The organism is Escherichia sp. E2661 (genome assembly GCF_004745185.1).
GTDB lineage: Bacteria > Pseudomonadota > Gammaproteobacteria > Enterobacterales > Enterobacteriaceae > Escherichia.
On record NZ_PDIG01000035.1, the window covers coordinates 40,689 to 64,331 of the forward strand.

Sequence of the window (23,643 nt, forward strand, 5' to 3'; positions counted from 1 at the left end):
GGGCAAAAAGAAACGCCCCGCAGAATGCTGCTGAGGCGTTGTGAGAGTTGGTCGGTTATTGATGTTATGAGTATGTCAGCTTCGTTTGCCCTTAAGTCCTAAGTCATAGGCTTCAAAACGGATAACCTCTTCATCCAGCCAGTCATTCAGCTCCTGCAGTCGCTTTTGCAGGGGCATCAGTTCATTGCGGACGAAGACACGGCTCGCTTTTTCCACATCCCCAAAGCCGCCAGTGTTGTTGGGAATGATGCCCATCATTTGCGGCGGTACGCGGTGAGCCGCCATCATGTCATCGCGGCTGACGTTCTTGATGTTCAGAAATTCATCCTTCGCCGCGACTTCCGACAACGGGATAATCTGAATGCCATCTTTTTTGCCGTTAGGCGAGTACATAAACAGGTTGCGGAAGTTGCCCGGTCCTTTAGCACTTTTCATTGCCTTGCGGATGTTGTTCACATCCTCCTGGTTCTGTGCGGCGTCGGTCATGTACATGATGAAGCCTGCGTGGCTGCCGTTAATGTAATACTTGCGGCGGAACAGCGTGGCGGATTCGTTGAGCAGAGCTGACGGAATGGCAGAAAGGTAACCCGGCAGACCATAAATCTCCTGGTTGATATCCGGCTCCATCAGGTGGAAGACGTTACCTTTTGTGAACTGATACGGCTGTGTCGTCAGGCTGTATTGCACAAACCAGTATGTTTCAAGGTCAAGCCCGCGTCGGGTGTATTTTGCCAGTGCAGGCTCCAGCGAAATAACTTCACCAAAGCGGTTCGTGCGTTTCTCCAGGTAGGCGTTACCAAAAACCAGATAGTCCTGCACAAAACGGGTAAATGCCTGCTGGCTGAGAAGGCGATGTGGAATATAGGTACTGCTGATAATGTCACGCTTAACACTGATCGGGGAGCTGTGGTGCACGGCGGCGCGGAAGGTGCGCGCCAGTCCGTCAAAGCTGACGGGTGGCTCATACCAGCGATCCATCTGTACGCATTCCACATAGTCCAGCAGTTCGCGGCGGTCCAGTACAGGAATGGGATCACCAAAGCTGAAAGCCTCCGCAACGGGTTTTTTAGTTTCTTCTGCAGTTACGGTTTCGCCTGGCGCGATATGTTCTTTCATCAAAAAATCTCCACAATATTGCTGGTATTGGCGGACTCGCCCTGCAGCGGTTCGTTAAACAGTGCGTGCATGGTTGCCCATGCCAGATCGGCGTGGCTGGCTTCTTCGCTGCGGCTGGCTTCGTAGGTCGGGCGGTTGCCACTGGCGGTGGTGGCGCGACGGATTGCCATGAATGACTGCGCAATGTCGGTATGTCCGGCGTCAAACTCCAGACGGCGGTGGCTGATAATGTCGTAGGCCTTGAGTACCAGGGCGTTTTTAACGTTGGGGTTGTAGACAAACTCCCGGACGGCAGGAAAGAACGCTTTCACGTTCTCGTAAACCCCGTGACCGACGCCGGTTGAGTCGATACCGATATAGGTCACGTTGTACTGTTCGGTCAGTTTTTTGATGGCGTCAGCTGGGCGCGGAAGTCCATCCCGCGCCACTGGTGACGCTCAAGAATGCGGAACTTACCGCCTGGCACGGCTGGCGGTGCCACCACCACGCATCCGGCGCTGTCGCCGTTCTGCGTACCTTTTGCCGGGTCATAACCGATCCACACTTCGCGCCAGCCAAACGGGCGCAGGGCCAGTGCATGAAAGTCGGTCCAGACTTCCCAGCTGTCCACCATGCACGCCTGCAATTCGCTGAGCGGGAACACAGATGCGAGATCGTCAACGAACTCGCACATCAGCAGGTTCTGGTATTCGTCCGGGCTGTACTCCATGCGCAACTGGTCGAGGTCGAACAGGTTACAGCCGCCGCGTACCGCATCTTCCACGGTGATTATCTGGCGGTATTGCCCGTCTGCGCACAGCAGGCCGGGGGCCAGATTGCTGTGGGACAGGTCGATGTCCACCTTATCGGCTTTGTTGCGCCCACGGTTGAACAGCGCACCGGACCAGAACGGATAAGCACTGTGTGTCAGGCTGGATGGCGTGGAAAAATAGGTCTGTCGCCATTTCTTGTGAATAGCCATACCGGAAGCCACTTTGCGCAGCTCCTGGAATTTCGGTATCCAGAAATATTCATCCAGATACAGGTTGCCGTGGTAACTCTGGGCCGTGCGGGCATTGGTGCCGAGGAAATACAGTGTGGCCCCGTTGGGAAGCACCATCGGATCGCCTTTCAGCTCCACCTCCACTTCTTTGGCGAAGTCGATGATGTACTGCTTAAAGACGTGGGCCTGTGCCTTACTGGCAGAAAGGAAAATCTGGTTACGTCCGGTAAGCAGGGCGTCAATCAGGGCTTCACGGGCAAAGTAAAAGGTCGCACCGATCTGGCGTGACTTCAGCAGGTTGCGGATGCGGTTGGTTTTTCCGGCTTCCCACCAGTGGCGCTGGTAGTTGAACATGGAGGAATGGAAGATTTCTTCCAGCTTCTCAATCTGTTCATCGGTGAAAACGTTCTTTTCCGGCTGACGACGCGGGCCTTTGTTGCGGTTGGCGACGTTAGGGTTTAAGTCGCTTCGTTGCCGCCATTGTTAAACTTGCCGATCCGCGCGTGGCGCTCCGACTGGCGCGCCAGCAGGTCAATCTCTTTGAAATCTTTCCCTTCTTTGTGCTCCTTCATAATGAGCTGGCAGTAGCGTGCGGCGGTGGTGAGCTGCATCTGATCCAGCGGCCCATAATCACCCCACTTGTCGCGTTTTTTCCAGCTGTGAACGGTTGCAACTTTCTCGCCCAGCATTTCAGCAATGCGGGCTACGCGGTATCCCTGAAAGTACAGCAGCATGGCCTGCCGACGGGGATCGAGATCTGCGGGTGTCAGTGTGGTGTTCATGGCACAAACCTACAGCCTTGAATGAAGGCTTTCCCCGCCTGCGGTTTGTGTGGTTGTCGGTACAAATACCGCGCATTGTTTCACTGCCCCCATCACCGCAACCATAAGGCTCCAGTAAGTTTTTTCTAACGGAGCACGGCTCATGACAGTGAAAGCAAAGCGTTTTCGCATCGGGGTGGAAGGTGCCACCACCGACGGACGCGAAATCCAGCGTGAATGGCTGGAACAGATGGCAGCCAGCTACAACCCGGCGGTGTATACCGCGCTGATTAACCTTGAGCACATTAAGTCTTATCTGCCGGACAGCACCTTTAATCGCTACGGCAAGGTGACGGCATTGTTTGCTAAAGAAATCACGGAAGGTCCGCTGGCGGGCAAGATGGCGCTGTATGCCGACGTTGAGCCAACGGAGTCCCTGGTGGAGCTGGTGAAAAAAGGCCAGAAATTATTCACCTCTATGGAAGTCAGCCCGAAGTTTGCTGATACGGGCAAAGCCTACCTGGTCGGCCTGGCTGCCACTGATGATCCCGCCAGTCTGGGTACGGAAATGCTGACATTCAGCGCCAGTGCAGCCCATAACCCGCTGGCAAATCGCAAGCAGAATCCCGCCAATCTCTTTACCGCCGCAGAGGAAACGGTGATCGAACTGGAAGAAGTCCAGGACGACAAACCGTCCCTGTTTGCCCGCGTCACGGCGCTGTTCACCAAAAAGAGCAGTCAGACGATGCCCGGTTCTCTGATGTGCATAAGGCCGTGGAGCTGGTCGCCACTGAGCAGCAAAACCTGAGCGGACGCACCGAAAAATCCCTGTCTGAGCAGGAAGAACGCCTGTCTGAGCTGGAGACTGCTCTGCAGGAGCAGCAAACCGCCTTTAACGAACTGGTGAATAAGCTGAGTCATGAAGACAGCCGCCAGGACTACCGCCAGCGTGCAACAGGCGGTAACGCCCCCGCTGACACTCTGACCAATTGCTGATGGAGCACAAAACCCGATGAAGAAGAATACCCGCTTTGCTTTTAACGCTTACCTGCAGCAGCTGGCGCGTCTGAACGGTGTGGCAGTTGAAGAACTGTCCAGCAAGTTCACCGTAGAGCCGTCCGTGCAGCAGACGCTGGAAGACCAGATCCAGCAGTCCGCCGCTTTCCTGACGCTGATTAACGTCACGCCAGTGACTGAGCAGTCTGGTCAGTTGCTGGGGCTGGGTGTTGGCAGCACCATTGCCGGAACCACTGATACCACAGCTAAAGAGCGTGAGCCTGTCGATCCGACGCTGATGGTCGATGTGGAATATAAATGCGAGCAGACCAACTTTGACACGGTGCTGACCTACGCGAAGCTGGATCTGTGGGCGAAGTTTCAGGATTTCCAGGTGCGCATCCGTGACGCCATCGTGAAACGTCAGGCACTGGACCGCATCATGATCGGCTTTAACGGCGTGAAGCGTGCGAAAACCTCCAACCGTAGCGAAAACCCGCTGCTGCAGGATGTGAATAAAGGCTGGCTGCAGAAAATCCGTGAGGATGCACCGGATCACGTCATGGGCAGCACCACCACGGGCGGTGAAACCACACCGGGCGCGGTGAAAGTCGGCAAAGGTGGCGAATATGCCAACCTGGACGCCGTAGTGATGGATGCCGTTAATGAGCTTATCGACGTGGTCTACCAGGACGATGACGATCTGGTGGTGATTTGCGGTCGTGAACTGCTGTCTGACAAGTATTTCCCGCTGGTCAACAAAGAGCAGGAAAACAGTGAAAAACTGGCTGCCGATATGATCATCAGTCAGAAACGCATGGGTGGCCTGCAGGCCGTGCGTGCGCCGTTCTTCCCGCCGAATGCGCTGCTTATCACCCGTCTGGATAACCTGTCCATCTACTGGCAGGAAGACACCCGCCGCCGTTCAGTTATCGACAACCCGAAACGTGACCGGATTGAAAATTTTGAATCCGTTAACGAAGCCTATGTGGTTGAGGACTACCGCTGCGCTGCACTGGTGGAAAACATCCAGATTGGCGACTTCAGCGCCGCCGCAGCAGAAGCCGGAGCGTAACCCATGAGCCTGAGTCCCGCACGGCAGCATCGCCTGCGCGTTCAGGCTGAACAGGCCGCCCGCGAGGGCGGCAGCGTTCGCCACGCGTCGGGCTATGACCTGATGCTGCTGCAACTGGCGGAAGACCGCCGCCGTCTCAAGGGCGTTCAGTCCACGGTGAAAAAAGCGGAAATCAAGGTGGAGCTGCTGCCGAAATATGCCGCCTGGGCGGAGGGCGTCCTGGCTGCCGGAGGCGCTCAACAGGATGACGTGCTGATGTACGTGATGCTGTGGCGCATTGATGCCGGAGATTATGCCGGGGCGCTGGAGATCGGGCGTCATGCCCTGCGTCATGGCTGGGTGATGCCGCTGGGTAATCGCAATGTGCAGACCGTGCTGGCAGAGGAAATGGCAGACGCCGCGCAGAGCGCAATGCTTGCCGCCACCGGCTTTGATGCCGATCTGTTGCTGCAGACACTGGAGCTGACAGACGGTCTGGATATGCCGGACCAGTCACGGGCGCGTCTGCATAAAGCGATTGGCGCTGTCCTGAGTGAAAGCAATCCGGCTTCCGCCCTTAATCATCTCAACCATGCGTTACAGCTCGATCCCCGCTGTGGCGTGAAAAAAGACAAACAGCAGCTGGAGCGCAGACTGCGCAATGACAGCCGCTGACAGAACGTGCCCCCGCGCACGGGCGGCACGGGGTGGCGAAAGGCACTGCCACATCAAAACCCCGTCCACCGCCCTTTATTTCAGGAGAAAGCAGCATGAAGTTTGTTGCGCCAGAACAGGCACCGGAACAGGCGGAAATCATCAGAAATACGCCGTTCTGGCCTGATGTGGACCTGTCGGAGTTTCGCAGTGTCATGCGCACTGACGGCACGGTGACGCAGCCGCGTTTAAAACAGGTTGCCCTGTCGGCAATTTCGGAGGTCAACGCAGAGCTGTATGAGTTTCGCAGACGCCAGCAGATGCTGGGATATGCCTCGCTGGCAGAGGTTCCGGCAGAACAGCTGGATGGGAAAAGTGAGCGCATTCAGCACTATTTCAACGCGGTTTACTGCTGGGCACGCGCCATGCTCAACGAACGTTACCAGGACTATGACGCCACGGCGTCCGGTGTGAAGCGGGGCGAAGAACTGGCGGAAGCCAGCGGTGATTTGTGGCGTGACGCCCGCTGGGCCATCAGCCGGGTACAGGATGCACCGCACTGTACAGTGGAGCTTATCTGATGAAAGTACGTGCGCATCAGTATGACACGGTGGACGCGCTTTGCTGGCGTCATTACGGACGCACGCAGGGTTTCACGGAGCAGGTACTGAAGGCAAATCCGGGGCTTGCCGAATATGGCCCCTTTTTACCTCACGGGCTGCAGGTGGAGCTGCCGGACATTCCGACCACCACCACCGTGCAGACGTCCAGCTATGGGACTGAATTATGACGCTTGAGCGAATCAGCGCCTTTATCACGTATTGCATCGCCGTTGTGCTGGCCTGGCTGGGTGATTTGTCCATCAAGGATGCCTCAACGCTGGGCGGCCTGATGATTGGTGTGCTGATGCTGGCTATCAACTGGTACTACAAACACAAAGCCTACCAGCTTCTGCGCGACGGGCAGATCTCGCGGGAGGACTATGAATCCATCAATCGTTAAACGCTGCCTTGTCGGGACCGTGCTGGCTATTGCTGCCACGCTGCCGGGTTTTCAGCAGCTTCACACCTCCGTGGAGGGGCTGAAACTGATTGCCGATTACGAAGGCTGTCGTCTGCAGCCGTATCAGTGTAGCGCGGGTGTCTGGACCGATGGCATTGGTAATACGTCGGGCGTCATTCCCGGCAAAACTATTACGGAGCGACAGGCAGCGGAAGGGCTGATCTCTAACGTGCTGCGTGTGGAGCGGGCGCTGGAAAGGTGTGTGAAGCAACAGCCGCCGCAGAAGGTGTATGACGCTACGGTGTCGTTTGCCTTCAACGTGGGAACGGGCAATGCCTGCAGTTCCACGCTGGTGAAATTACTCAACCAGCGGCGCTGGGCGGATGCGTGCCGACAGTTGCCGCGCTGGGTTTATGTGAAAGGTGTGTTTAATCAGGGGCTGGATAACCGCCGTGCGCGGGAGATGGCCTGGTGCTTACAGGGAGCAAACTGAAATGAAAAAGAAATTAATCAGCGGGCTGTTTCTGATGTTATGGATGGCGCTGTTAATCGCAGCAATGGTGTATCCGCAGGGGATTTTTCCGGTACTGGCAGCGTCCGGCGTTTGGGTAGCCTGTTTGCTGACATGGGCGGTAATTCCGGTAGCACTGGCTGCGTTAATTAAGAATGGCCCGCTCTGGCAGGAGTTGAGGGCATCTTTGCTGAAGAAAATTACCCGAAAAGAAAACGTATTTATCAGCTGGGTGATGCGATTGCTGATTGTCGTCAGTCTCGCCTGGACGGGGTGGGCCATTACCCTGGTCTTTTATCTGCTGACCGTTATTGCCTTCTGGATCACCCGTAATCAGATGGCGCAACAGGTAGCAGCATGAACCGGTTGCTGCTGGTTGTGCTGGTGTTATTACTGGCGGCGCTGGGCTGGCAGACGTGGCGGCTGGCTGATGCCAGCCAGACCATCACCACGCAGGCAGACGAGCTGCAGAGCAAAAGCCAGGCACTGGCAAAGAGCAACAGCCAGCTTATCAGCCTGTCCATTCTGACTGAAACCAACAACCGGGAGCAGGCGCGACTCTATGCCGAAGCAGAACAGACCAGCGCGCTGCTGAGACAACGACAACACCGGATCGAGGAACTGAAACGTGAGAACGAGGATTTACGCCGCTGGGCTGATACTCCTTTGCCTGCTGACATTATCCGGCTGCGGGAACGGCCGACACTCACCGGAGGTGCAGCTTACCGTCAGTGGTTGTCCGCGAGTGACGCCGTGTCGGCTGGGGCAGGAAGCGCCGCGCACTAACGGTGACCTGAACGCGTTGCTGGATGAAACGGAGGCCGCCTGGGCGGTCTGTGCAGACAAAGTGGACATGATTATTGCGTGTCAGGAGCGAAACAGTGAACAAACCACAATCCCTGCGCCATGCCCTCAATAAAGCGGTGCCTTATGTCCGTCATAACCCGGACAAACTGCATCTGTTTGTGGATAACGGTTCGCTGGTTGCCACGGGGGCCAGCTCCATGTCATGGGAGTACCGTTACACCCTGAACGTGGTGATTGAGGATTTCAGCGGCGACCAGAATCTGCTGATGGCACCGGTTTTGCTGTGGCTGCGGGATAACCAGCCCGATGCCATCAATAACCCGGCGTTACGGGAAAAGCTATTCACCTTTGAGGTGGATATTTTGCGCAACGATGTCTGTGATATCAGCCTTAACCTGCAACTGACGGAGCGTGTGCTGGTCAGCACTGACGGCAGTGTGTCGAGTGTTGAAGCTGTAGCGGAACCCGATGAACCTGAAGAAATGTGGACGGTGAAACGTGGCTGAACTGCAGAAGGTGGACGACTGGCTGAATGCCTTGCTGGCGAATCTGGAACCAGCCGCCAGAAGCCGCATGATGCGCCAGCTGGCGCAGGAACTGCGCCGGACACAGCAGCAGAACATCAGGATGCAGCGCAATCCTGATGGCAGCAGCTATGAACCGAGGCGAGTAACAGCACGCAGTAAAAAAGGCCGTATCAAAACGTCAGATGTTTGCAAAGCTGCGCACCACAAAATACCTGAAAACCGCCGCCAGCGCCGACTCTGCCAGCGTCCAGTTTGAAGGCAAGGTACAGCGCATTGCCCGTGTTCATCACTACGGCCTGCGCGATCGCGTCAGTCGTAAGGGACCGGAGGTCCGTTACGCAGAGCGTCGCCTTCTGGGTGTAAATGATGATGTTGAGGCAATGACCCGTGACATGATTCTGCAATGGCTGGCGGGGTGATCTTTGTATCAGCACTGATACAAGTTGCAGCACTGCCGCCTTTCTTCCCCTGATGGCAACCTTTCCCTATGAACGCACAATTAACCGAAATCATGCGCCTTATCACCAATCTGATCCGCACAGGTGTAGTCACCGAAGTGGACCGGGAAAACTGGCTGTGTCGGGTGAAAACGGGCGACCTTGAAACTAACTGGATCAGTTGGCTGACGCTGCGTGCCGGGAATGCCCGCACATGGTGGCGACCATCGGAAGGTGAGCAGGTGGTGCTGCTGAGTCTGGGAGGCAATCTGGAAACCGCCTTTGCGCTGCCCGCTGTCTATTCGAATCACTTCGCGCCACCGTCGACGTCGGCGGAAGCCTGCGTGACAGAACATCCTGACGGTGGCTGGTTTGAATACGAACCCACCACCGGGCGCTGGTATGTCAGGGGCATCAAATCCATGGTCATTGAGGCTGCCGACAACATAACCCTGAAAACCAGTGAGTTTGTACTGGAGGCTGACCGCACACGTATTAACAGTGAAGTGGTGATCAATGGTGGCGTTACCCAGGGCGGCGGAGCGATGAGTTCTAACGGGATCGTGGTTGATGCACATCAGCATACTGGCGTCCTGAAAGGCGGCGACACAACCGGAGGCCCGGTATGACGCTTTATAGCGGGATGAACAATACCAGCGGTAAAGCCATTACTGATATTGACCATCTGCGCCAGTCGGTGCGGGACATTCTGCTGACACCGCAGGGTAGCCGTATTGCCCGTCGTGAATATGGTTCCCTGCTGTCGGCACTGATAGATCAGCCACAAAATCCGGCGTTACGCCTGCAGGTCATGTCGGCAGTGTATGTGGCGCTGAGTCGCTGGGAGCCACGGCTGACGCTGGATTCCATCACCATCAACAGCAATTTTGACGGTTCAATGGTGGTGGAGCTGACCGGGCGGCGTAATAACGGTGTGCCTGTTTCCCTTTCCGTATCAACAGGAGCAGAGAATGGCAGTGATTGACCTTTCGCAGTTACCTGCACCGCAGATTGTCGATGTGCCGGACTTTGAGACGCTACTTGCCGAACGCAAGGCTGAATTTGTGGCGCTTCATCCGAAAGATGAACAGGAAGCTGTGATGCGTACGCTGGATCTGGAATCTGAACCCGTCACTAAATTGTTGCAGGAAAACGCTTACCGTGAGTTGCTTCTGCGCCAGCGCATTAACGAAGCCGCGCAGGCGGTGATGGTGGCTTATGCGATGGGCGGTGATCTGGACCAGCTCGCTGCCAACTACAACGTGACACGCCTGACGGTGACGCCTGCTGATAATGACGCTGTGCCGCCCGTTGCGGCTGTGATGGAAAGCGATGAAGCGTTACGCCTGCGTGTGCCTGCAGCCTTTGAAGGACTTTCAGTTGCGGGGCCAACTGCAGCTTATGAATTTCATGCCCGAAGCGCCGACGGTCGGGTGGCGGATGCCAGTGCAACCAGTCCGGCGCCTGCAGAGGTGGTGCTGACTGTCCTTAGCCGCGAAGGCGACGGAACAGCAGAAAAAGACCTGCTGGATGTGGTGGAGAACGCCCTGAACAGTGAGAGCGTCCGCCCGGTGGCTGACCGTCTGACGGTTCGCAGCGCAGAAATCATCCCGTACCGCGTGGAAGCCACCATTTTTCTCTATCCGGGGCCGGAAGCAGAGCCGGTAATGGCAGCGGCAAAAGCCAGCCTGCAGAAGTACATCGCCAGTCAGACGCGGCTTGGTCGGGATATTCGCCGTAGTGCCATCTTTGCCGCCCTGCATGTTGAGGGTGTTCAACGTGTGGAACTGGCTTCCCCGCAGGCGGATGTGGTCCTGAACAAAACGCAGGCGGCATCATGTACGCAGTGGAGCGTGACCAACGGGGGAACGGATGAATAGTCTGCTGCCACCGGGTTCAACGCCACTGGAGCGCCGACTGGCGCAAGCGTGCAGCGGGATTTCTGATTTGCAGGTACCGCTGCGTGACCTGTGGGATCCGGCTACCTGTCCGGTCAGTTTCCTGCCTTATCTCGCCTGGGCGTTCTCTGTGGATCGCTGGGACGAGGACTGGACGGAAAGCGTCAAGCGCCAGGTGGTAAAGGATGCTTTTTATATCCATCAGCATAAAGGAACCACCAGTGCCGTGCGGCGGGTGGTGGAGCCGTTCGGCTTTCTGATCCGCATTATTGAGTGGTGGCAGACCGGAGAGACACCGGGCACGTTTCGCCTGGACATCGGCGTGCAGGACCAGGGCATCACTGAAGATACCTATCTGGAACTTGAGCGGCTGATAAGCGATGCCAAACCATGTAGCCGTCACATGATCGGCATGTCCATCAATCTGCAGACCAGCGGCCCGCATTGGGTGGGGGCAGCCAGTTATCTTGGCGAAGAAATCACGATCTATCCGTATATCAACGAAACAATTATTTCTGGCGGCACCGCGCATGAAGGCGGGGCGGTCCACGTTATTGACACAGTGAGAGTGAATCCATGAGCACAAAATTTTATACCCTGCTGACGGAGATTGGTGCGGCGAAACTTGCCAGCGCCGCCGCGCTCGGTGTGCCGCTTAAAATTACCCATATGGCGGTGGGGGATGGTAGTGGAGCATTGCCGACGCCGGACGCAAAGCAGACTGCACTGGTAAATGAGAAACGCCGGGCTGCGCTGAATATGCTCTATATCGACCCGCAAAACAGCAGTCAGATTATTGCTGAACAGGTGATCCCTGAAAACGAGGGCGGTTGGTGGATACGTGAAGTGGGACTTTTTGATGAGTCAGGGGCATTGATTGCCGTGGGCAACTGCCCGGAAAGCTACAAGCCGCAACTGGCTGAAGGCAGCGGGCGCACCCAGACTGTGCGCATGGTGCTGATTACCAGCAGCACGGAGAATATCATCCTGAAAATCGACCCTGCCGTCGTGCTGGCAACCCGCAAGTATGTGGATGATAAGGTACTGGAGCTGAAGGTGTACGTGGATGACCTGATGGCAAAACATCTTGCCGCACCGGACCCGCATTCACAGTACGCGCCAAAAGCCAGCCCGACGTTTACCGGAACCCCCAAAGCGCCAACTCCAGAGGCAGGGAATAACACCACGCAGGTTGCGACCACCGCGTTTGTTCAGGCGGCACTGCTCACCCTGATTGACGGTGCGCCAGCCACGCTGGACACGCTGAAAGAAATTGCAGCTGCTATTAATAATGACCCGAAATTCAGTACCACCATTAACAATGCGCTGGCACTCAAAGCACCGCTGTCGAGTCCTGCACTCACCGGAACGCCAACAGCACCTACTGCGGCACAGTCGGTCAACAATACACAGATTGCCACCACGGCTTTTGTGAAATCGGCAATTGCGGCAATGGTGGGTTCTGCACCTGCGGCACTGGATACGCTGAACGAACTGGCGGCGGCGCTGGGGAATGACCCGAACTTTGCCACGACAATGCTCAATTCGCTGGCGGGAAAACAACCGCTGGATAATACGCTGACTAATTTGAGTGGAAAGGATGTTGCTGGTCTTCTCGCATACCTTGGTTTGGGAGAAGCGGCAAAACGGGATGTGGGAACGGGGGTAAATCAGATACCGGATATGAGCTTTCAGGGTTATGGGCCTAATTGGGTCAAAACTGTAGGTGGAATGATTATTCAAAAGGGATCGCTGGGATTTAGTATTGGTTCAAATCTATCAAGCACTACATTTCCGATCGCGTTTGCTTCAGGGGCAGTAGTCAATCTAACGTGGTCTGACGTCACGTCAGGTGGCGCAGCTCCGGGGACTACAATGTCTTATGGAATAGTCGTGGGGTCACAAACCAGGACAGGTTTTCAGGCCTGGATGAGTGGTGCCGGTGGATTCAACCTCTCATATATAGCTGTGGGGTATTGATAATGAAATACAGATATTCTGGCGAGACAAATTCTTTTTATCCCTGGGCATTATTTGATGATTACACGCGAGTTAATGCATGGCCTGAAAATGGGGTGGATGTTGACGAAGATATTTTTACGGAATATAGCGGCACACCGCCAGAAGGCAAAACTCGCGGCCCGGATGTTAATGGGAAACCATCATGGATAGATGCACAGCCACCATCTAAAAAAGAACAAATTATCGCTGCGGACTTTCAGAAATCAGCATTACTGGCGGAGGCAACGGCGATTATCGCCCCACTGGCAGATGCTCAGGCAGGAGGCTACATCGACGATGTTGACGTGCCACGTCTGGCTGAATGGCAGCGGTACCGCTACAAACTGACTAAAGTCGATACCAGTACCGCGCCTGACATTACCTTTCCACCGAAGCCGGAGGTGTAGGCCATTTGATATCTGGTGCGATGGTCGTATCTACCACCTCAAGCGCATCCAGATAATCTGGCCATGTATAGAAAATTTCCGGCAAATAAGAGCAATGAATCGCCCTGAATCAGCATTATTTTGATTTTTTCTGTGAGCGGACAAATACCGTCATTTTGTGTGAATAACGGTACAACTGCGCTTAGCTGTTTGTCAGGCACAATCACTTCAATATAGGGCGAAGCCTAATCCAATCAGGAGGTTCGCCACTATGGCTCAGGATTACCACCACGGGGTGCGCGTTGTTGAAGTCAACGAAGGCACCCGATCCATTACCACGGTGAGCACCGCCATCGTGGGTATGGTCTGCACGGGCGATGATGCCGATGCAAAAATGTTTCCTCTTAATAAACCCGTGCTGATCACTGATGTACTGACCGCCAGCGGTAAAGCGGGTGAGTCCGGCACGCTGGCCCGTTCGCTGGATGCCATCGCTGACCAGGCAAAACCCGTGACCGTTGTTGTGCGTGTGCCGCAGGGTGAAACGGAAGAAGAAACCACGACCAATATCATCGGCGCAGTGACTGCTGAAGGTAAAAAAACAGGCATGAAAGCCCTGTTATCTGCCCAGACACAGCTCGGCGTTAAACCGCGCATTCTCGGCGTGCCAGGTCACGATAACAAAGCCGTTGCTACTGAGTTGCTGAGTGTGGCGCAAAGCTGCGTGGGTTTGCCTACCTGTCAGCGTATGGCTGCAAGACGGTACAGGAGGCGATCACTTACCGTGAAAACTTCAGCCAGCGCGAAGGAATGCTGATCTGGCCTGACTTTACTGGCTGGGACACGGTGCTGAATGCCGAAGCAATGGCATATGCCACCGCTCGTGCGCTTGGTCTGCGTGCCAAAATTGATGAGCAGACCGGGTGGCACAAAAGCCTGTCCAACGTGGGCGTGAACGGTGTCACCGGAATTTCTGCAGATGTGTTCTGGGATCTGCAGGACCCGGCAACCGATGCAGGTCTGCTGAACCAGAACGACGTCACCACGCTTGTGCGTAAAGACGGGTTCCGCTTCTGGGGTTCCCGCTGTCTGAGCGATGATCCGCTCTTTGCCTTCGAAAACTACACCCGCACGGCGCAGGTGCTGACGGACACAATGGCAGAAGCGCATATGTGGGCGGTGGACAAACCGCTGAACCCGTCGCTGGCCCGCGACATTATCGAAGGTATCCGCGCCAAAATGCGCAGCCTGGTCAGTCAGGGCTATCTCATTGGTGGTGATTGCTGGCTGGACGAGTCGGTGAATGACAAAGACACGCTGAAAGCCGGAAAACTCACCATCGATTACGACTACACGCCAGTACCGCCACTTGAAAACCTGATGCTGCGTCAGCGCATCACCGATCAGTACCTGGTGAATTTCTCCAGCCAGGTAAGCGCGTAAGGGGGCAACATGGCTTTACCACGTAAATTAAAACACCTGAACCTGTTTAATGACGGGAACAACTGGCAGGGGATCGTTGAGTCGCTGACGCTGCCGAAATTCACCCGCAAATATGAGAAGTATCGCGGCGGCGGAATGCCGGGTGCGGTGGATGTGGATCTGGGGCTGGATGACGGCGCACTGGATACTGAATTTTCCATTGGCGGTACTGAGCTACTGCTGTTTAAGCAGATGGGCAAAGCTACGGTGGATGGCATCCAGCTGCGCTTTACCGGCTCTATCCAGCGTGACGATACCGGGGAAGTGCAGGCCGTGGAGCTTGTAGTGCGTGGACGTCACAAAGAAGTGGATTCCGGCGAGTGGAAGACGGGCGAAAGCAACACCACCAAAGTGACCAGTACCAACAGCTACGCGAAGCTGACCATCAATGGTGAGGTGCTTTATGAAGTGGACCTTATCAACATGGTGGAAATTGTGGACGGTGTGGACCTGATGGAAGCGCACCGCAACGCCCTCGGCCTCTGATGTATCTGAACGGCGCGGATTGCCGCGCCAGAACCCAATTTACAGGACAACAAAATGAGCGATAAGCAGACTGAAAAGACCATTCAACTGGATACTCCCATCATGCGCGGTAAAACAGAAATTACCGAAATTGTGTTGCGTAAACCGCAGTCCGGTGCGCTGCGCGGCACACGCCTGCAGGCCATTATGGATATGGATGTGAACGCGATGATGACCGTGATCCCCCGCATCTCCAGTCCGGCACTGACTGCACAGGAAATTGCAGAGCTGGATCCGGCAGATCTCACTGCCATGTCGGTTGAGGTTGTCACTTTTTTGTTGAAGAAGTCGGTGCTTGCCGGTTTACCGACAGCCTGACGGTTGACGATCTGGTGGCTGATATCGCCACCATCTTTCACTGGCCGCCATCCGTTACTGACGTTATGCCGCTGACCGAAGTGCTGGAATGGCGGTATAAAGCGATTCAGAGAAGCGGGGCCAGCCATGAGTGACAATAACCTGCGTCTGCAGGTGATTCTGAATGCGGTTGACAAGCTCACCCGCCCATTTCGATCCGCGCAGGCCAGTTCAAGAGAACTGGCTGCTGCTGTCAAAAAATCCCGCGATGCAATAAAGCAGCTTGATCAGGCCGGGAGCAGTCTGGACAGCTTCCGAAAGCTGCAGGCAGAAAATCAGAAATTAGGCGACAGGCTGAACTATGCCCGCCAGCGTGCAAATTTACTCAGTCATGAACTGGGATCAATGGGGCCGCCTTCGCAACGTCAGGTTGTTGCTCTGGGCCGTCAACGGCTGGCTGTTCAGCGCCTGGAAGAACGCCAGAAAAAGCTGCAGCAGCAGACGGCGCTTGTGCGTGCAGAACTTTATCGTGCTGGTATTTCAGCTAATGATGGCGCCAGTGCGACGGCCCGCATTACCCGTGAAACGATGCGTTATAACAGGCAGCTTTCTGAGCAGGAAGCGAGGTTACGACGTGTCGGGGAGCAACAGCGAAAAATGCACGCCGCCCGGGGGGCTTACGCCAGGCGTCTTGAAGTAAGGGATCGGATTGCCGGGGCCGGAGCCACCACCACGGCTGCAGGGCTGGCAATGGGCGCACCAGTGATGGCGGCAGTAAAAAGCTATACCAGCATGGAAGATGCCATGAAAGGTGTGGCAAAGCAGGTCAATGGTCTGCGTGACGATAATGGCAACCGCACTGCGCGTTTTTACGAAATGCAGGATGCCATCAAGGCTGCCAGCGAACAGTTGCCGATGGAAAACGGTGCTGTGGACTTCGCCGCACTGGTTGAAGGTGGTGCGCGCATGAACGTCGCAAACCCTGACGACAGTTGGGAAGACCAGAAACGTGACCTGCTGGCCTTCGCCAGCACGGCGGCAAAGGCGGCAACAGCCTTTGAGCTGCCAGCGGATGAACTGTCAGAAAGTCTGGGGAAAATCGCCCAGCTCTACAAAATCCCTACACGCAATATTGAACAGCTCGGTGACGCGCTGAACTATCTGGATGATAACGCCATGTCGAAAGGGGCAGACATCATTGATGTCATGCAACGCCTGGGCGGTGTGGCTGACCGTCTGGATTATCGTAAAGCGGCGGCGCTGGGTTCAACCTTCCTGACACTGGGCGCTGCGCCGGAGGTTGCAGCCAGTGCAGCAAACGCGATGGTGCGTGAATTGTCCATTGCCACCATGCAGAGCAAGAGTTTCTTTGAAGGAATGAATCTGCTGAAACTCAATCCTGAAGTGATTGAAAAGCAGATGACGAAGGATGCGATGGGAACCATCCAGCGCGTACTGGAGAAGGTGAATGCGCTTCCGCAGGATAAGCGCCTGTCTGCCATGACCATGTTGTTTGGTAAAGAGTTTGGCGATGACGCGGCGAAACTGGCAAACAACCTGCCGGAACTGCAGCGCCAGCTAAAACTGACAGCGGGCAATGATGCGCTCGGCTCCATGCAGAAAGAATCCGACATTAACAAGGATTCACTTTCTGCGCAGTGGTTGCTGGTCAAAACCGGAGCGCAGAACACCTTCAGCAGCCTGGGCGAAACGCTGCGCCAGCCGCTGATGGATATTCTGTACACGGTGAAAAGCGTCACGGGGGCGTCGCGTCGCTGGGTGGAAGCTAACCCGGAACTGACGGGCACACTGATGAAAGTAGCCGCTGTTGTGGCTGCGGTTACCGTGGGCCTCGGCACCCTGGCTGTGGTGTTGGCTGCAGTGCTGGGGCCGCTGGCAGTCATCCGTCTGGGATTCTCTGTGCTGGGTATCAAGACGTTACCTTCGGTGACGGATGCAGTAACACGAACCAGCAGCGCGTTATCCAGGCTGGCAGGCGCGCCACTGGCAGTACTGCGACGCGGGTTTGCTTCATCGGGGAGCAGTGCGGGTTTGCTTACTGCGCCGCTGTTGTCTTTGCGCCGCACGGCATCACTGACGGGAAATGCCCTGAAAACTGTGGCAGCTGCGCCTGTTGCACTGTTGCGGTCCGGTTTATCCGGTTTACGTGCTGTTGCCTTGATGTTTATGAATCCACTGGCGGCACTGCGCGGTGGACTGACTGCCGCAGGTGCAGTGTTGCGAGTGCTGGCATCCGGTCCGCTGGTGATGCTGCGCGTTGCCCTGTATGCCATATCTGGTCTGTTAGGTGCTCTGCTCAGTCCGATAGGTCTTGTGGTTACTGCACTGGCGGGCGTGGCGCTGGTTGTCTGGAAATACTGGCAACCCATCACCGCATTTCTCGGTGGCGTGGTGGAAGGATTCAAAGCGGCGGCAGGTCCCATCAGTGCCGCATTCGAACCACTTAAGCCCGTGTTTCAGTGGATTGGTGACAAAGTGCAGGCTCTGTGGGGCTGGTTTACTGATCTGCTGACGCCCGTTAAGTCGACCTCTGCCGAACTGCAGAGCGCAGCGGCAATGGGGCGACGATTCGGGGAGGCGACTGGCAGAAGGGCTGAATATGGTCATGCATCCGCTGGACTCCCTGAAATCCGGCGTTTCCTGGTTGCTGGAGAAACTCGGCATTATCAGTAAAGAGGCTGCAAAGGCGAAACTGCCGGAAAGCGTGACGCGTCAGCAACCCGCAACAGTGAATGCAGACGGCAAAGTGATGATGCCATCAGGTGGTTTTCCGTCATGGGGATATGGCTTTGCGGGGATGTATGACAGCGGCGGGTATATCCCGCGCGGGCAGTTTGGCATCGTCGGTGAAAACGGGCCGGAAATTGTTAACGGCCCGGCAAATGTGACCAGCCGGAGAAATACAGCTGCACTGGCTGCCGTTGTTGCCGGAATGATGGGCGTTGCTGCCGCGCCAGCAGAGCTTCCACCGTTGCATCCTTTGGCGCTTCCCGCGAAAGGCGGCAAAGCGATGGTGAGTCGCGCAGCTACTGTGCCGCCCGTTCACCGGATTGAGGCACCGACGCAGATCATCATCCAGACGCAGCCAGGACAAAGTGCGCAGGATATTGCGCGGGAGGTGGCCCGCCAGCTTGATGAACGTGAACGCAGGCTGAAGGCAAAAGCCAGGAGTAACTACAGCGATCAGGGGGGATACGACGCATGATGATGGTGCTGGGATTGTATGTGTTTATGCTGCGCACCGTACCGTATCAGGAACTGCAGTATCAACGCAGCTGGCGACATGCGGCTAACAGTCGGGTAAACCGTCGTCCGTCCACGCAGTTTCTGGGACCGGACAACGACATGCTGACGCTTTCTGGTGTTCTTATGCCGGAGATAACAGGCGGCAGGCTGTCGTTGCTGGCACTGGAGCAGATGGCAGAACAGGGGAAAGCATGGCCCCTGATTGAAGGCAGCGGCACGATTTATGGCATGTATGTGATTGAGGGACTGAATCAGACTAAAACGGAGTTTTCCGCGACGGTATGCCGCGCCGGATTGAGTTCACCCTGTCGCTCAAACGGGTGGATGAATCTCTGTCCGATATGTTCGGTGATCTCAGTGCGCAACTGAATAATCTGCAGGAAACGGCAACATCTGCTTTAAGCGATATCAGTAAAACGGTGGGAGGGCTGCTGTCGTGAATTTCAGCTCTGAACTGCTTAACAAAGGCAACAAAACTCCCGCATTCAGCATCAGTATTGAGGGCAGGGAGTATCACTACTGTCCTGGATAAGCGCCTGATGAGTCTGACGCTGACGGACAACCGGGGCTTTGAAGCAGACCAGCTTGATCTGGAGCTGGACGACGCCGACGGAAAAATCGTGCTGCCGCGCCGTGGTGCGGTCATTACGCTGGCGCTGGGCTGGAAGGGGCAGCCGCTTTTCCCGAAAGGGGCATTCACGGTGGACGAGATTGAACACACTGGCGCACCGGACCGCCTGACTATCCGGGCGCGAAGTGCTGATTTTAGGGAAACGCTGAATACCCGCCGCGAAAAATCGTGGCACAAGACCACTGTCGGGGAAGTGGTGAAGGAAATAGCCGCACGTCACAAGCTGAAGATGGCACTGGGTAAAGACCTGTCGGATAAGCCCGTGGAGCATATAGACCAGACTAATGAGAGTGACGGTAGTTTTCTGATGCGGCTGGCGCGCCAGTACGGTGCTATTGCGTCGGTGAAAAATGGCAATCTGTTATTCATCCGGCAGGGACAGGGTAAAAGTGCCAGCGGTAAACCACTGTCGGTGATCACTATCACACGTAAGGACGGCGACAGTCACCGCTTTACCCTGGCAGATCGCGGAGCTTACACGGGCGTAATTGCCAGCTGGTTGCATACCCGCGAACCCACGAAGAAAGAAAGCACTACAGTGAAGCGTAAGCGCAGGACTAAGGCCCAGAAGAAAGAGCCGGAAGCGAAGCAGGGCGATTACCTGGTGGGGACGGATGAAAACGTGCTGGTACTTAATCGCACTTATGCCAACCGGAGCAACGCCGAACGAGCGGCGAAAATGCAGTGGGAACGCCTGCAACGCGGTGTTGCGTCATTCTCACTACAACTGGCAGAAGGGCGGGCGGATCTCTACACGGAAATGCCAGTGAAAGTCAGTGGCTTTAAACAGCCGATAGATGATGCGGAATGGACCATTACGACTCTGACGCATACCGTCAGCCCGGATAACGGTTTTACGACCGGTATTGAACTTGAAGTGAAAATTGATGATCTTGAAATGGAATAAATGGTTCTCAATATTGATATTTTGTGTATCATTGCATTGATTCTGATAGCAAAGGTAGGGATCTGGATATGATGAATTGTCCAAAGTGTGGTCATGCGGCGCACACAAGGAGCAGTTTTCAAGTAACGGAAAGCACCAAAGAGCGTTACTGCCAGTGCCAAAATATTAACTGCGGGAGCACTTTTGTTACCCATGAAACAGTGGTCCGGTTTATTGTGACACCTGCATTGATTGCTACAGCCCCTCCACATCCATTGCCAGGTGGTCAGGGGCATATGAATTTTTGAGAAAGAGAACCTGCTACGGCAGGTTTTTATTCATCTGGGATCTCACCTGTTTCAAGAAAATGTATAAAGCCAGGCTCATCTATGATGATAGTGCCTTTCATCCTTGCTGCCGATACTTTTGATGGGCCTGCATTGTAACCGCAGCAGAGCATCTGAAGGTTTTGGGTTACAGAGGTTCTTACCGTTAATCCTTGTTCATTCGCCTTATCAACCAACCTTTCTTTATCTGCTTTCTTAAATCCGGTGAAACACACATCGAATGTATTTTTTTTTCGGGCCAGACTGCTTAGTGAGGTGTGAGTAGTTTTCGGGGAGGAATGTCTCGCATTCCTGAATGGCTTGTTCTTGTGAATCGTATTGTTTAAGAATGCGGTCTTTTCGGAAGGTTTTTATTCGGTCGGTGTTCTTACAAATGCCCTGTATATGATTTTCGCTATAACTGATGCTCTGTATTGAGTGAACACCGATACGACCATTTGCATTGATGTAAACAAAGTGAAGTTCTTCCATGTGAAACCTCTTGGCATGATTTCAAGATGGCGACAGGCAAGACGGACGCAAAACTCTGTCGCCATTTTGCCGCCACTACCAAAGAAAAAGGGGCTACGCCTTCACGTAACCCCTTGATTTATTTGGTGGAGCTGGCGGGAGTTGAACCCGCGTCCGAAATTCCTACATCCTCGGTACTACATGCTTAGTCAGTCTTTACATTCGCTTGCCAGCTGCGGACAGACACGCCACTAACAAACTAGCCTGATTAAGTTTTAACGCTTCAACCCCAGGCAGGGCTTCCACGCGATCTCTTTTGGGTTTGACCTCTCTTGATCCCCGTCCTAAGAGCGGAGGCTAGGGAGAGAGGGCTCTAAGCAGGTTATTAAGCTGCTAAAGCGTAGTTTTCGTCGTTTGCGACTATTTTTTGCGGCTTTTTACGAGGCCAACCGCCCCTCGGCATGCACCTTGGGTTTCGCAAATCCCGTCGAATCCAGAATCAGCCCCAATGTGTAACGTTAAGTATACCAGATTTTTGAGCGCCATGACTAGCCCCAAAGGCGTTATCATCCTGGAATTAGCGCCTGCATAGTATGATTTTTCTTCGATTAAGCAATGGGATGGCTACATCAGTGTCAGATTTGACAGTCGACAAGATGTTCATTCGCGCCACCGGATAGGGAGGCGCGGTGAAGATTTGATTAGTATCGCTTATATAGGTTTAACGGTGCGCATTTTTCATGATACGTGCTTTATCAACCTGCCATTCGCGTTCTTTGATATCAGAACGTTTATCGTGTTGTTTCTTACCTTTCGCGACGCCGATTTTTACTTTGCACCAGGCATTTTTCCAGTACAGGGAGAGCGCCACTACGGTATAACCTTCACGGTTCACTCGGCCATAGAGAGAGTCAAGTTCGCGCTGGTTGAGAAGCAGTTTGCGGGTGCGAGTAGGGTCGCACACCACGTGCGTGGAAGCCACTGCCATCGGCGTGATGTTTGCTCCAAACAGGAACGCTTCTCCGTCGCGCAGAAGGACATAGCTGTCGCTAATATTGGCTTTTCCTGCGCGCAGGGATTTAACTTCCCAGCCTTGCAGGGCAAGTCCCGCTTCGAACTCTTCTTCAATAAAGTATTCGTGACGGGCGCGCTTGTTAAGCGCGATGGTCGCTGAACCAGATTTATGTGCTTTTTTCTTCGTCATAAGCGTCGTGAATCATCGGTAATCTGAAATCGAAAATACCCCATATCAATCCTGCGGGGGACAAGGCTCTATCTTAGCATGAACCGGATGTTACCCAGCGTCGGGATAGCGTTTTTTTTACGGCAGGATAAATGATATTATTTGTTGGATTTTTGTTGATGGAAATTGTTATGCCTCAGATTAGCCGGACCGCACTGGTACCCTACAGCGCGGAGCAAATGTATCAGTTAGTGAATGACGTTCAGTCTTATCCTCAGTTTTTACCAGGGTGCACTGGAAGCCGGATTCTGGAGTCCACTCCTGGGCAGATGACCGCTGCGGTAGATGTGTCTAAGGCTGGGATCAGCAAAACGTTTACTACCCGCAACCAGTTGACCAGTAACCAAAGTATTCTGATGAGTCTGGTTGATGGACCGTTTAAGAAATTGATCGGCGGCTGGAAGTTTACGCCGTTGAGCCAGGACGCGTGCCGTATTGAGTTTCATCTCGACTTTGAGTTTACCAATAAATTGATTGAACTCGCCTTTGGTCGCGTGTTTAAAGAGCTGGCAGCTAATATGGTGCAGGCTTTTACTGTTCGTGCAAAAGAGGTCTACAGTGCCAGGTAAAATTGCCGTTGAGGTGGCTTACGCATTACCCGAGAAACAATACCTGCAACGGGTAAGATTGCAGGAGGGCGCGACGGTTGAAGAAGCAATTCGCGCCAGTGGCTTGCTGGAATTGCGTACCGATATCGATTTAACTAAAAACAAAGTCGGCATTTACAGCCGTCCGGCAAAACTGAGCGATACCGTGCATGATGGCGATCGGGTGGAGATTTATCGCCCTCTCATTGCCGATCCGAAAGAGCTTCGCAGGCAACGAGCAGAAAAATCAGCGAATAAATAGCAAATCTATTGTCAGAATTGTTTTAGTAGGGCGTTCAGACGTGTGCTTGCATTTCTATAGGGTGATACGGTATTAAATTGGATCATTCGGCCACGCGTCCATTTACCGTACCAGGGATGATGGTATAACTCGTTATCGCTGTAGCGTTCCACTAGCGATTTGAGTTGCTGATGGTTGGTTTCTAACATTTCGCACAATTGGGACCATGATGTGACATGGGAATAATTAGCGTAAAATGTCTGCGCTAGTTTCCCAAGTTCATTCCACTTATGGTCTTTAGCCGGAAAATCAATGGGGATTCCTGCTTCTTCTTGTCTGTGCCAGATAAGAACCTGCTCTCCCCAACCTATTAGATAGCTTACCAGGTTAGCCGCACTCATCACAGTGCCGCTGGCATGCCCTTCCATTGTGATGAGAAAAGCTTTTTCTTCTGGAATGCGAGATAACTTTTTTGTAAGTCCATTCCATGATTTTTCCATTTCCTGCAACAGTGCAGCTTTGCTTTCTGGTACAGACATAGGATCCTCCTATGAA

At 54.4% G+C, this 23,643-nt stretch carries 24 protein-coding genes, 1 other RNA gene and 10 pseudogenes; 28 read left to right on the top strand and 7 right to left on the bottom strand.

Going from position 1 to position 23,643, the window contains the following annotated elements; translation table 11 throughout:
* Positions 1-75: 75 nt before the first annotated feature.
* Together CRI63_RS17250 and CRI63_RS24450 are read right to left on the bottom strand one after the other, a co-directional pair.
* Entirely contained in the window at positions 76-1,116 is a 1,041-nt protein-coding gene (locus tag CRI63_RS17250; protein ID WP_000658059.1) for a phage portal protein, read from the bottom strand.
* A pseudogene (locus tag CRI63_RS24450) lies at positions 1,116-2,880 on the bottom strand (terminase ATPase subunit family protein). The gene CRI63_RS17250 and the pseudogene CRI63_RS24450 overlap by 1 nt, the downstream one beginning before the upstream one ends.
* A 142-nt stretch (positions 2,881-3,022) precedes the next feature.
* On the opposite strand from CRI63_RS24450, the pseudogene CRI63_RS17260 reads away from it, so the two are divergent.
* The 18 genes and pseudogenes from CRI63_RS17260 to CRI63_RS17345 all read left to right on the top strand — a co-directional run bounded on the left by CRI63_RS17260 (position 3,023) and on the right by CRI63_RS17345 (position 13,153).
* A pseudogene (locus tag CRI63_RS17260) lies at positions 3,023-3,855 on the top strand (GPO family capsid scaffolding protein).
* 16 nt (positions 3,856-3,871) lie between these two features.
* Positions 3,872-4,930, top strand: coding sequence for a phage major capsid protein, P2 family (locus tag CRI63_RS17265; protein ID WP_000742510.1), 1,059 nt, complete (start codon positions 3,872-3,874; stop codon positions 4,928-4,930).
* Positions 4,931-4,933: 3 nt separating this feature from the next.
* Positions 4,934-5,584 (top strand): terminase endonuclease subunit, encoded by a 651-nt coding sequence (locus tag CRI63_RS17270; RefSeq protein ID WP_000059191.1) that lies wholly within the window; start codon positions 4,934-4,936, stop codon positions 5,582-5,584.
* Between the two features lie 95 nt (positions 5,585-5,679).
* Positions 5,680-6,144: a head completion/stabilization protein gene (locus CRI63_RS17275; protein ID WP_000673523.1), complete on the top strand. Its 465-nt coding sequence runs from the start codon at positions 5,680-5,682 to the stop codon at positions 6,142-6,144.
* A pseudogene (locus CRI63_RS17280) lies at positions 6,144-6,346 on the top strand (tail protein X). Before CRI63_RS17275 ends, CRI63_RS17280 begins: the two are co-directional and overlap by 1 nt.
* A gap of 3 nt (positions 6,347-6,349) precedes the next feature.
* Entirely contained in the window at positions 6,350-6,565 is a 216-nt protein-coding gene (locus CRI63_RS17285) for an HP1 family phage holin (RefSeq protein ID WP_000171568.1), read from the top strand.
* A complete protein-coding gene (locus tag CRI63_RS17290) occupies positions 6,546-7,058 on the top strand; it encodes a lysozyme (RefSeq protein ID WP_033817172.1) in 513 nt (170 codons plus the stop codon). Before CRI63_RS17285 ends, CRI63_RS17290 begins: the two co-directional genes overlap by 20 nt.
* Before the next feature lies 1 nt (position 7,059).
* Positions 7,060-7,437 carry a DNZ54_00345 family protein gene (locus CRI63_RS17295; protein ID WP_021514966.1) on the top strand — a complete coding sequence of 126 codons (378 nt, stop codon included), beginning with the start codon at positions 7,060-7,062 and terminating at the stop codon, positions 7,435-7,437.
* A complete protein-coding gene (gene lysB, locus CRI63_RS17300) occupies positions 7,434-7,862 on the top strand; it encodes an Rz-like lysis system protein LysB (RefSeq protein WP_135520218.1) in 429 nt (142 codons plus the stop codon). The genes CRI63_RS17295 and lysB overlap by 4 nt, the downstream gene beginning before the upstream one ends.
* On the top strand, positions 7,747-7,995 hold the full coding sequence (lysC, locus tag CRI63_RS24455; RefSeq protein WP_240782770.1) for an Rz1-like lysis system protein LysC: 249 nt from the start codon (positions 7,747-7,749) through the stop codon (positions 7,993-7,995). The genes lysB and lysC overlap by 116 nt, the downstream gene beginning before the upstream one ends.
* Positions 7,958-8,389, top strand: a complete 432-nt coding sequence (locus CRI63_RS17310) for a phage tail protein (RefSeq protein ID WP_135520221.1) — start codon at positions 7,958-7,960, stop codon at positions 8,387-8,389. The genes lysC and CRI63_RS17310 overlap by 38 nt, the downstream gene beginning before the upstream one ends.
* Positions 8,382-8,829: pseudogene (locus tag CRI63_RS17315) on the top strand (phage virion morphogenesis protein). The gene CRI63_RS17310 and the pseudogene CRI63_RS17315 overlap by 8 nt, the downstream one beginning before the upstream one ends.
* A 68-nt stretch (positions 8,830-8,897) precedes the next feature.
* Complete coding sequence (locus tag CRI63_RS17320; RefSeq protein WP_135520223.1) at positions 8,898-9,476, top strand: phage baseplate assembly protein V; 579 nt, start codon at positions 8,898-8,900, stop codon at positions 9,474-9,476.
* Positions 9,473-9,832 (top strand): GPW/gp25 family protein, encoded by a 360-nt coding sequence (locus CRI63_RS17325; protein WP_000177580.1) that lies wholly within the window; start codon positions 9,473-9,475, stop codon positions 9,830-9,832. The genes CRI63_RS17320 and CRI63_RS17325 overlap by 4 nt, the downstream gene beginning before the upstream one ends.
* Positions 9,819-10,727, top strand: coding sequence for a baseplate assembly protein (locus CRI63_RS17330; protein WP_135520225.1), 909 nt, complete (start codon positions 9,819-9,821; stop codon positions 10,725-10,727). Before CRI63_RS17325 ends, CRI63_RS17330 begins: the two co-directional genes overlap by 14 nt.
* Positions 10,720-11,325, top strand: coding sequence for a phage tail protein I (locus CRI63_RS17335; protein WP_135520227.1), 606 nt, complete (start codon positions 10,720-10,722; stop codon positions 11,323-11,325). The genes CRI63_RS17330 and CRI63_RS17335 overlap by 8 nt, the downstream gene beginning before the upstream one ends.
* A complete protein-coding gene (locus CRI63_RS17340; protein ID WP_135520229.1) occupies positions 11,322-12,725 on the top strand; it encodes a phage tail protein in 1,404 nt (467 codons plus the stop codon). Before CRI63_RS17335 ends, CRI63_RS17340 begins: the two co-directional genes overlap by 4 nt.
* A gap of 2 nt (positions 12,726-12,727) precedes the next feature.
* A complete protein-coding gene (locus tag CRI63_RS17345; RefSeq protein WP_135520231.1) occupies positions 12,728-13,153 on the top strand; it encodes a tail fiber assembly protein in 426 nt (141 codons plus the stop codon).
* Here the strand turns inward: CRI63_RS17345 and CRI63_RS17350 are convergent.
* A pseudogene (locus CRI63_RS17350) lies at positions 13,125-13,217 on the bottom strand (tail fiber assembly protein); the annotation flags it as partial. The gene CRI63_RS17345 and the pseudogene CRI63_RS17350 sit on opposite strands and share 29 nt — an antisense overlap.
* A gap of 186 nt (positions 13,218-13,403) precedes the next feature.
* On the opposite strand from CRI63_RS17350, the pseudogene CRI63_RS17355 reads away from it, so the two are divergent.
* The 8 genes and pseudogenes from CRI63_RS17355 (at position 13,404) to CRI63_RS17390 (ending at position 20,528) form a co-directional block, all read left to right on the top strand.
* Positions 13,404-14,575 (top strand): annotated as a pseudogene (locus CRI63_RS17355) (phage tail sheath protein).
* Positions 14,576-14,584: 9 nt separating this feature from the next.
* Positions 14,585-15,100 carry a phage major tail tube protein gene (locus CRI63_RS17360; RefSeq protein WP_001207656.1) on the top strand — a complete coding sequence of 172 codons (516 nt, stop codon included), beginning with the start codon at positions 14,585-14,587 and terminating at the stop codon, positions 15,098-15,100.
* Positions 15,101-15,154: 54 nt separating this feature from the next.
* Positions 15,155-15,457 (top strand): phage tail assembly protein, encoded by a 303-nt coding sequence (locus CRI63_RS17365; protein ID WP_021568121.1) that lies wholly within the window; start codon positions 15,155-15,157, stop codon positions 15,455-15,457.
* 14 nt (positions 15,458-15,471) lie between these two features.
* Positions 15,472-15,591: a GpE family phage tail protein gene (locus tag CRI63_RS17370; RefSeq protein WP_000763312.1), complete on the top strand. Its 120-nt coding sequence runs from the start codon at positions 15,472-15,474 to the stop codon at positions 15,589-15,591.
* Positions 15,584-18,662: pseudogene (locus tag CRI63_RS17375) on the top strand (phage tail tape measure protein). The gene CRI63_RS17370 and the pseudogene CRI63_RS17375 overlap by 8 nt, the downstream one beginning before the upstream one ends.
* Positions 18,659-19,143: pseudogene (locus CRI63_RS17380) on the top strand (phage tail protein). Before CRI63_RS17375 ends, CRI63_RS17380 begins: the two co-directional pseudogenes overlap by 4 nt.
* Positions 19,140-20,241, top strand: a pseudogene (locus tag CRI63_RS17385) (phage late control D family protein). The pseudogenes CRI63_RS17380 and CRI63_RS17385 overlap by 4 nt, the downstream one beginning before the upstream one ends.
* A 68-nt stretch (positions 20,242-20,309) precedes the next feature.
* On the top strand, positions 20,310-20,528 hold the full coding sequence (locus CRI63_RS17390) for an ogr/Delta-like zinc finger family protein (protein ID WP_000980501.1): 219 nt from the start codon (positions 20,310-20,312) through the stop codon (positions 20,526-20,528).
* Between the two features lie 26 nt (positions 20,529-20,554).
* Here the strand turns inward: CRI63_RS17390 and CRI63_RS24850 are convergent.
* The 3 genes and pseudogenes from CRI63_RS24850 to smpB form a co-directional block, all read right to left on the bottom strand.
* Positions 20,555-21,038: pseudogene (locus CRI63_RS24850) on the bottom strand (hypothetical protein).
* A gap of 123 nt (positions 21,039-21,161) precedes the next feature.
* Positions 21,162-21,524: a transfer-messenger RNA gene (gene ssrA / locus CRI63_RS17400) on the bottom strand.
* A 214-nt stretch (positions 21,525-21,738) separates the two neighbouring features.
* Positions 21,739-22,221, bottom strand: coding sequence for an SsrA-binding protein SmpB (gene smpB / locus CRI63_RS17405; RefSeq protein ID WP_097428054.1), 483 nt, complete (start codon positions 22,219-22,221; stop codon positions 21,739-21,741).
* A gap of 170 nt (positions 22,222-22,391) precedes the next feature.
* On the opposite strand from smpB, the gene ratA reads away from it, so the two are divergent.
* Both ratA and CRI63_RS17415 read left to right on the top strand, forming a co-directional pair.
* Complete coding sequence (ratA, locus tag CRI63_RS17410; RefSeq protein ID WP_001339419.1) at positions 22,392-22,829, top strand: type II toxin-antitoxin system toxin RatA; 438 nt, start codon at positions 22,392-22,394, stop codon at positions 22,827-22,829.
* Complete coding sequence (locus CRI63_RS17415) at positions 22,819-23,109, top strand: RnfH family protein (protein WP_064529893.1); 291 nt, start codon at positions 22,819-22,821, stop codon at positions 23,107-23,109. Before ratA ends, CRI63_RS17415 begins: the two co-directional genes overlap by 11 nt.
* Positions 23,110-23,120: 11 nt before the next feature.
* On the opposite strand, the gene CRI63_RS17420 is transcribed toward CRI63_RS17415, so the two are convergent.
* Positions 23,121-23,627 (bottom strand): ClbS/DfsB family four-helix bundle protein, encoded by a 507-nt coding sequence (locus CRI63_RS17420; RefSeq protein ID WP_130221572.1) that lies wholly within the window; start codon positions 23,625-23,627, stop codon positions 23,121-23,123.
* Positions 23,628-23,643 lie beyond the last annotated feature (16 nt).

Coding starts and splice junctions, on each gene's coding strand:
- CRI63_RS17320 (WP_135520223.1), top strand. CDS start 8,898: ATGAACGCACAATTAACCGAAATCATGCGCCTTATCACCAATCTGATC.
- CRI63_RS17275 (WP_000673523.1), top strand. CDS start 5,680: ATGAAGTTTGTTGCGCCAGAACAGGCACCGGAACAGGCGGAAATCATC.
- CRI63_RS17345 (WP_135520231.1), top strand. CDS start 12,728: ATGAAATACAGATATTCTGGCGAGACAAATTCTTTTTATCCCTGGGCA.
- CRI63_RS17290 (WP_033817172.1), top strand. CDS start 6,546: ATGAATCCATCAATCGTTAAACGCTGCCTTGTCGGGACCGTGCTGGCT.
- CRI63_RS17265 (WP_000742510.1), top strand. CDS start 3,872: ATGAAGAAGAATACCCGCTTTGCTTTTAACGCTTACCTGCAGCAGCTG.
- CRI63_RS17250 (WP_000658059.1), bottom strand. CDS start 1,116: ATGAAAGAACATATCGCGCCAGGCGAAACCGTAACTGCAGAAGAAACT.
- CRI63_RS17365 (WP_021568121.1), top strand. CDS start 15,155: ATGAGCGATAAGCAGACTGAAAAGACCATTCAACTGGATACTCCCATC.
- CRI63_RS17330 (WP_135520225.1), top strand. CDS start 9,819: ATGGCAGTGATTGACCTTTCGCAGTTACCTGCACCGCAGATTGTCGAT.
- lysB (WP_135520218.1), top strand. CDS start 7,434: ATGAACCGGTTGCTGCTGGTTGTGCTGGTGTTATTACTGGCGGCGCTG.
- CRI63_RS17270 (WP_000059191.1), top strand. CDS start 4,934: ATGAGCCTGAGTCCCGCACGGCAGCATCGCCTGCGCGTTCAGGCTGAA.
- CRI63_RS17285 (WP_000171568.1), top strand. CDS start 6,350: ATGACGCTTGAGCGAATCAGCGCCTTTATCACGTATTGCATCGCCGTT.
- CRI63_RS17340 (WP_135520229.1), top strand. CDS start 11,322: ATGAGCACAAAATTTTATACCCTGCTGACGGAGATTGGTGCGGCGAAA.
- CRI63_RS17325 (WP_000177580.1), top strand. CDS start 9,473: ATGACGCTTTATAGCGGGATGAACAATACCAGCGGTAAAGCCATTACT.
- CRI63_RS17420 (WP_130221572.1), bottom strand. CDS start 23,627: ATGTCTGTACCAGAAAGCAAAGCTGCACTGTTGCAGGAAATGGAAAAA.
- CRI63_RS17335 (WP_135520227.1), top strand. CDS start 10,720: ATGAATAGTCTGCTGCCACCGGGTTCAACGCCACTGGAGCGCCGACTG.
- smpB (WP_097428054.1), bottom strand. CDS start 22,221: ATGACGAAGAAAAAAGCACATAAATCTGGTTCAGCGACCATCGCGCTT.
- CRI63_RS17295 (WP_021514966.1), top strand. CDS start 7,060: ATGAAAAAGAAATTAATCAGCGGGCTGTTTCTGATGTTATGGATGGCG.
- CRI63_RS17390 (WP_000980501.1), top strand. CDS start 20,310: ATGATGAATTGTCCAAAGTGTGGTCATGCGGCGCACACAAGGAGCAGT.
- ratA (WP_001339419.1), top strand. CDS start 22,392: ATGCCTCAGATTAGCCGGACCGCACTGGTACCCTACAGCGCGGAGCAA.
- CRI63_RS17360 (WP_001207656.1), top strand. CDS start 14,585: ATGGCTTTACCACGTAAATTAAAACACCTGAACCTGTTTAATGACGGG.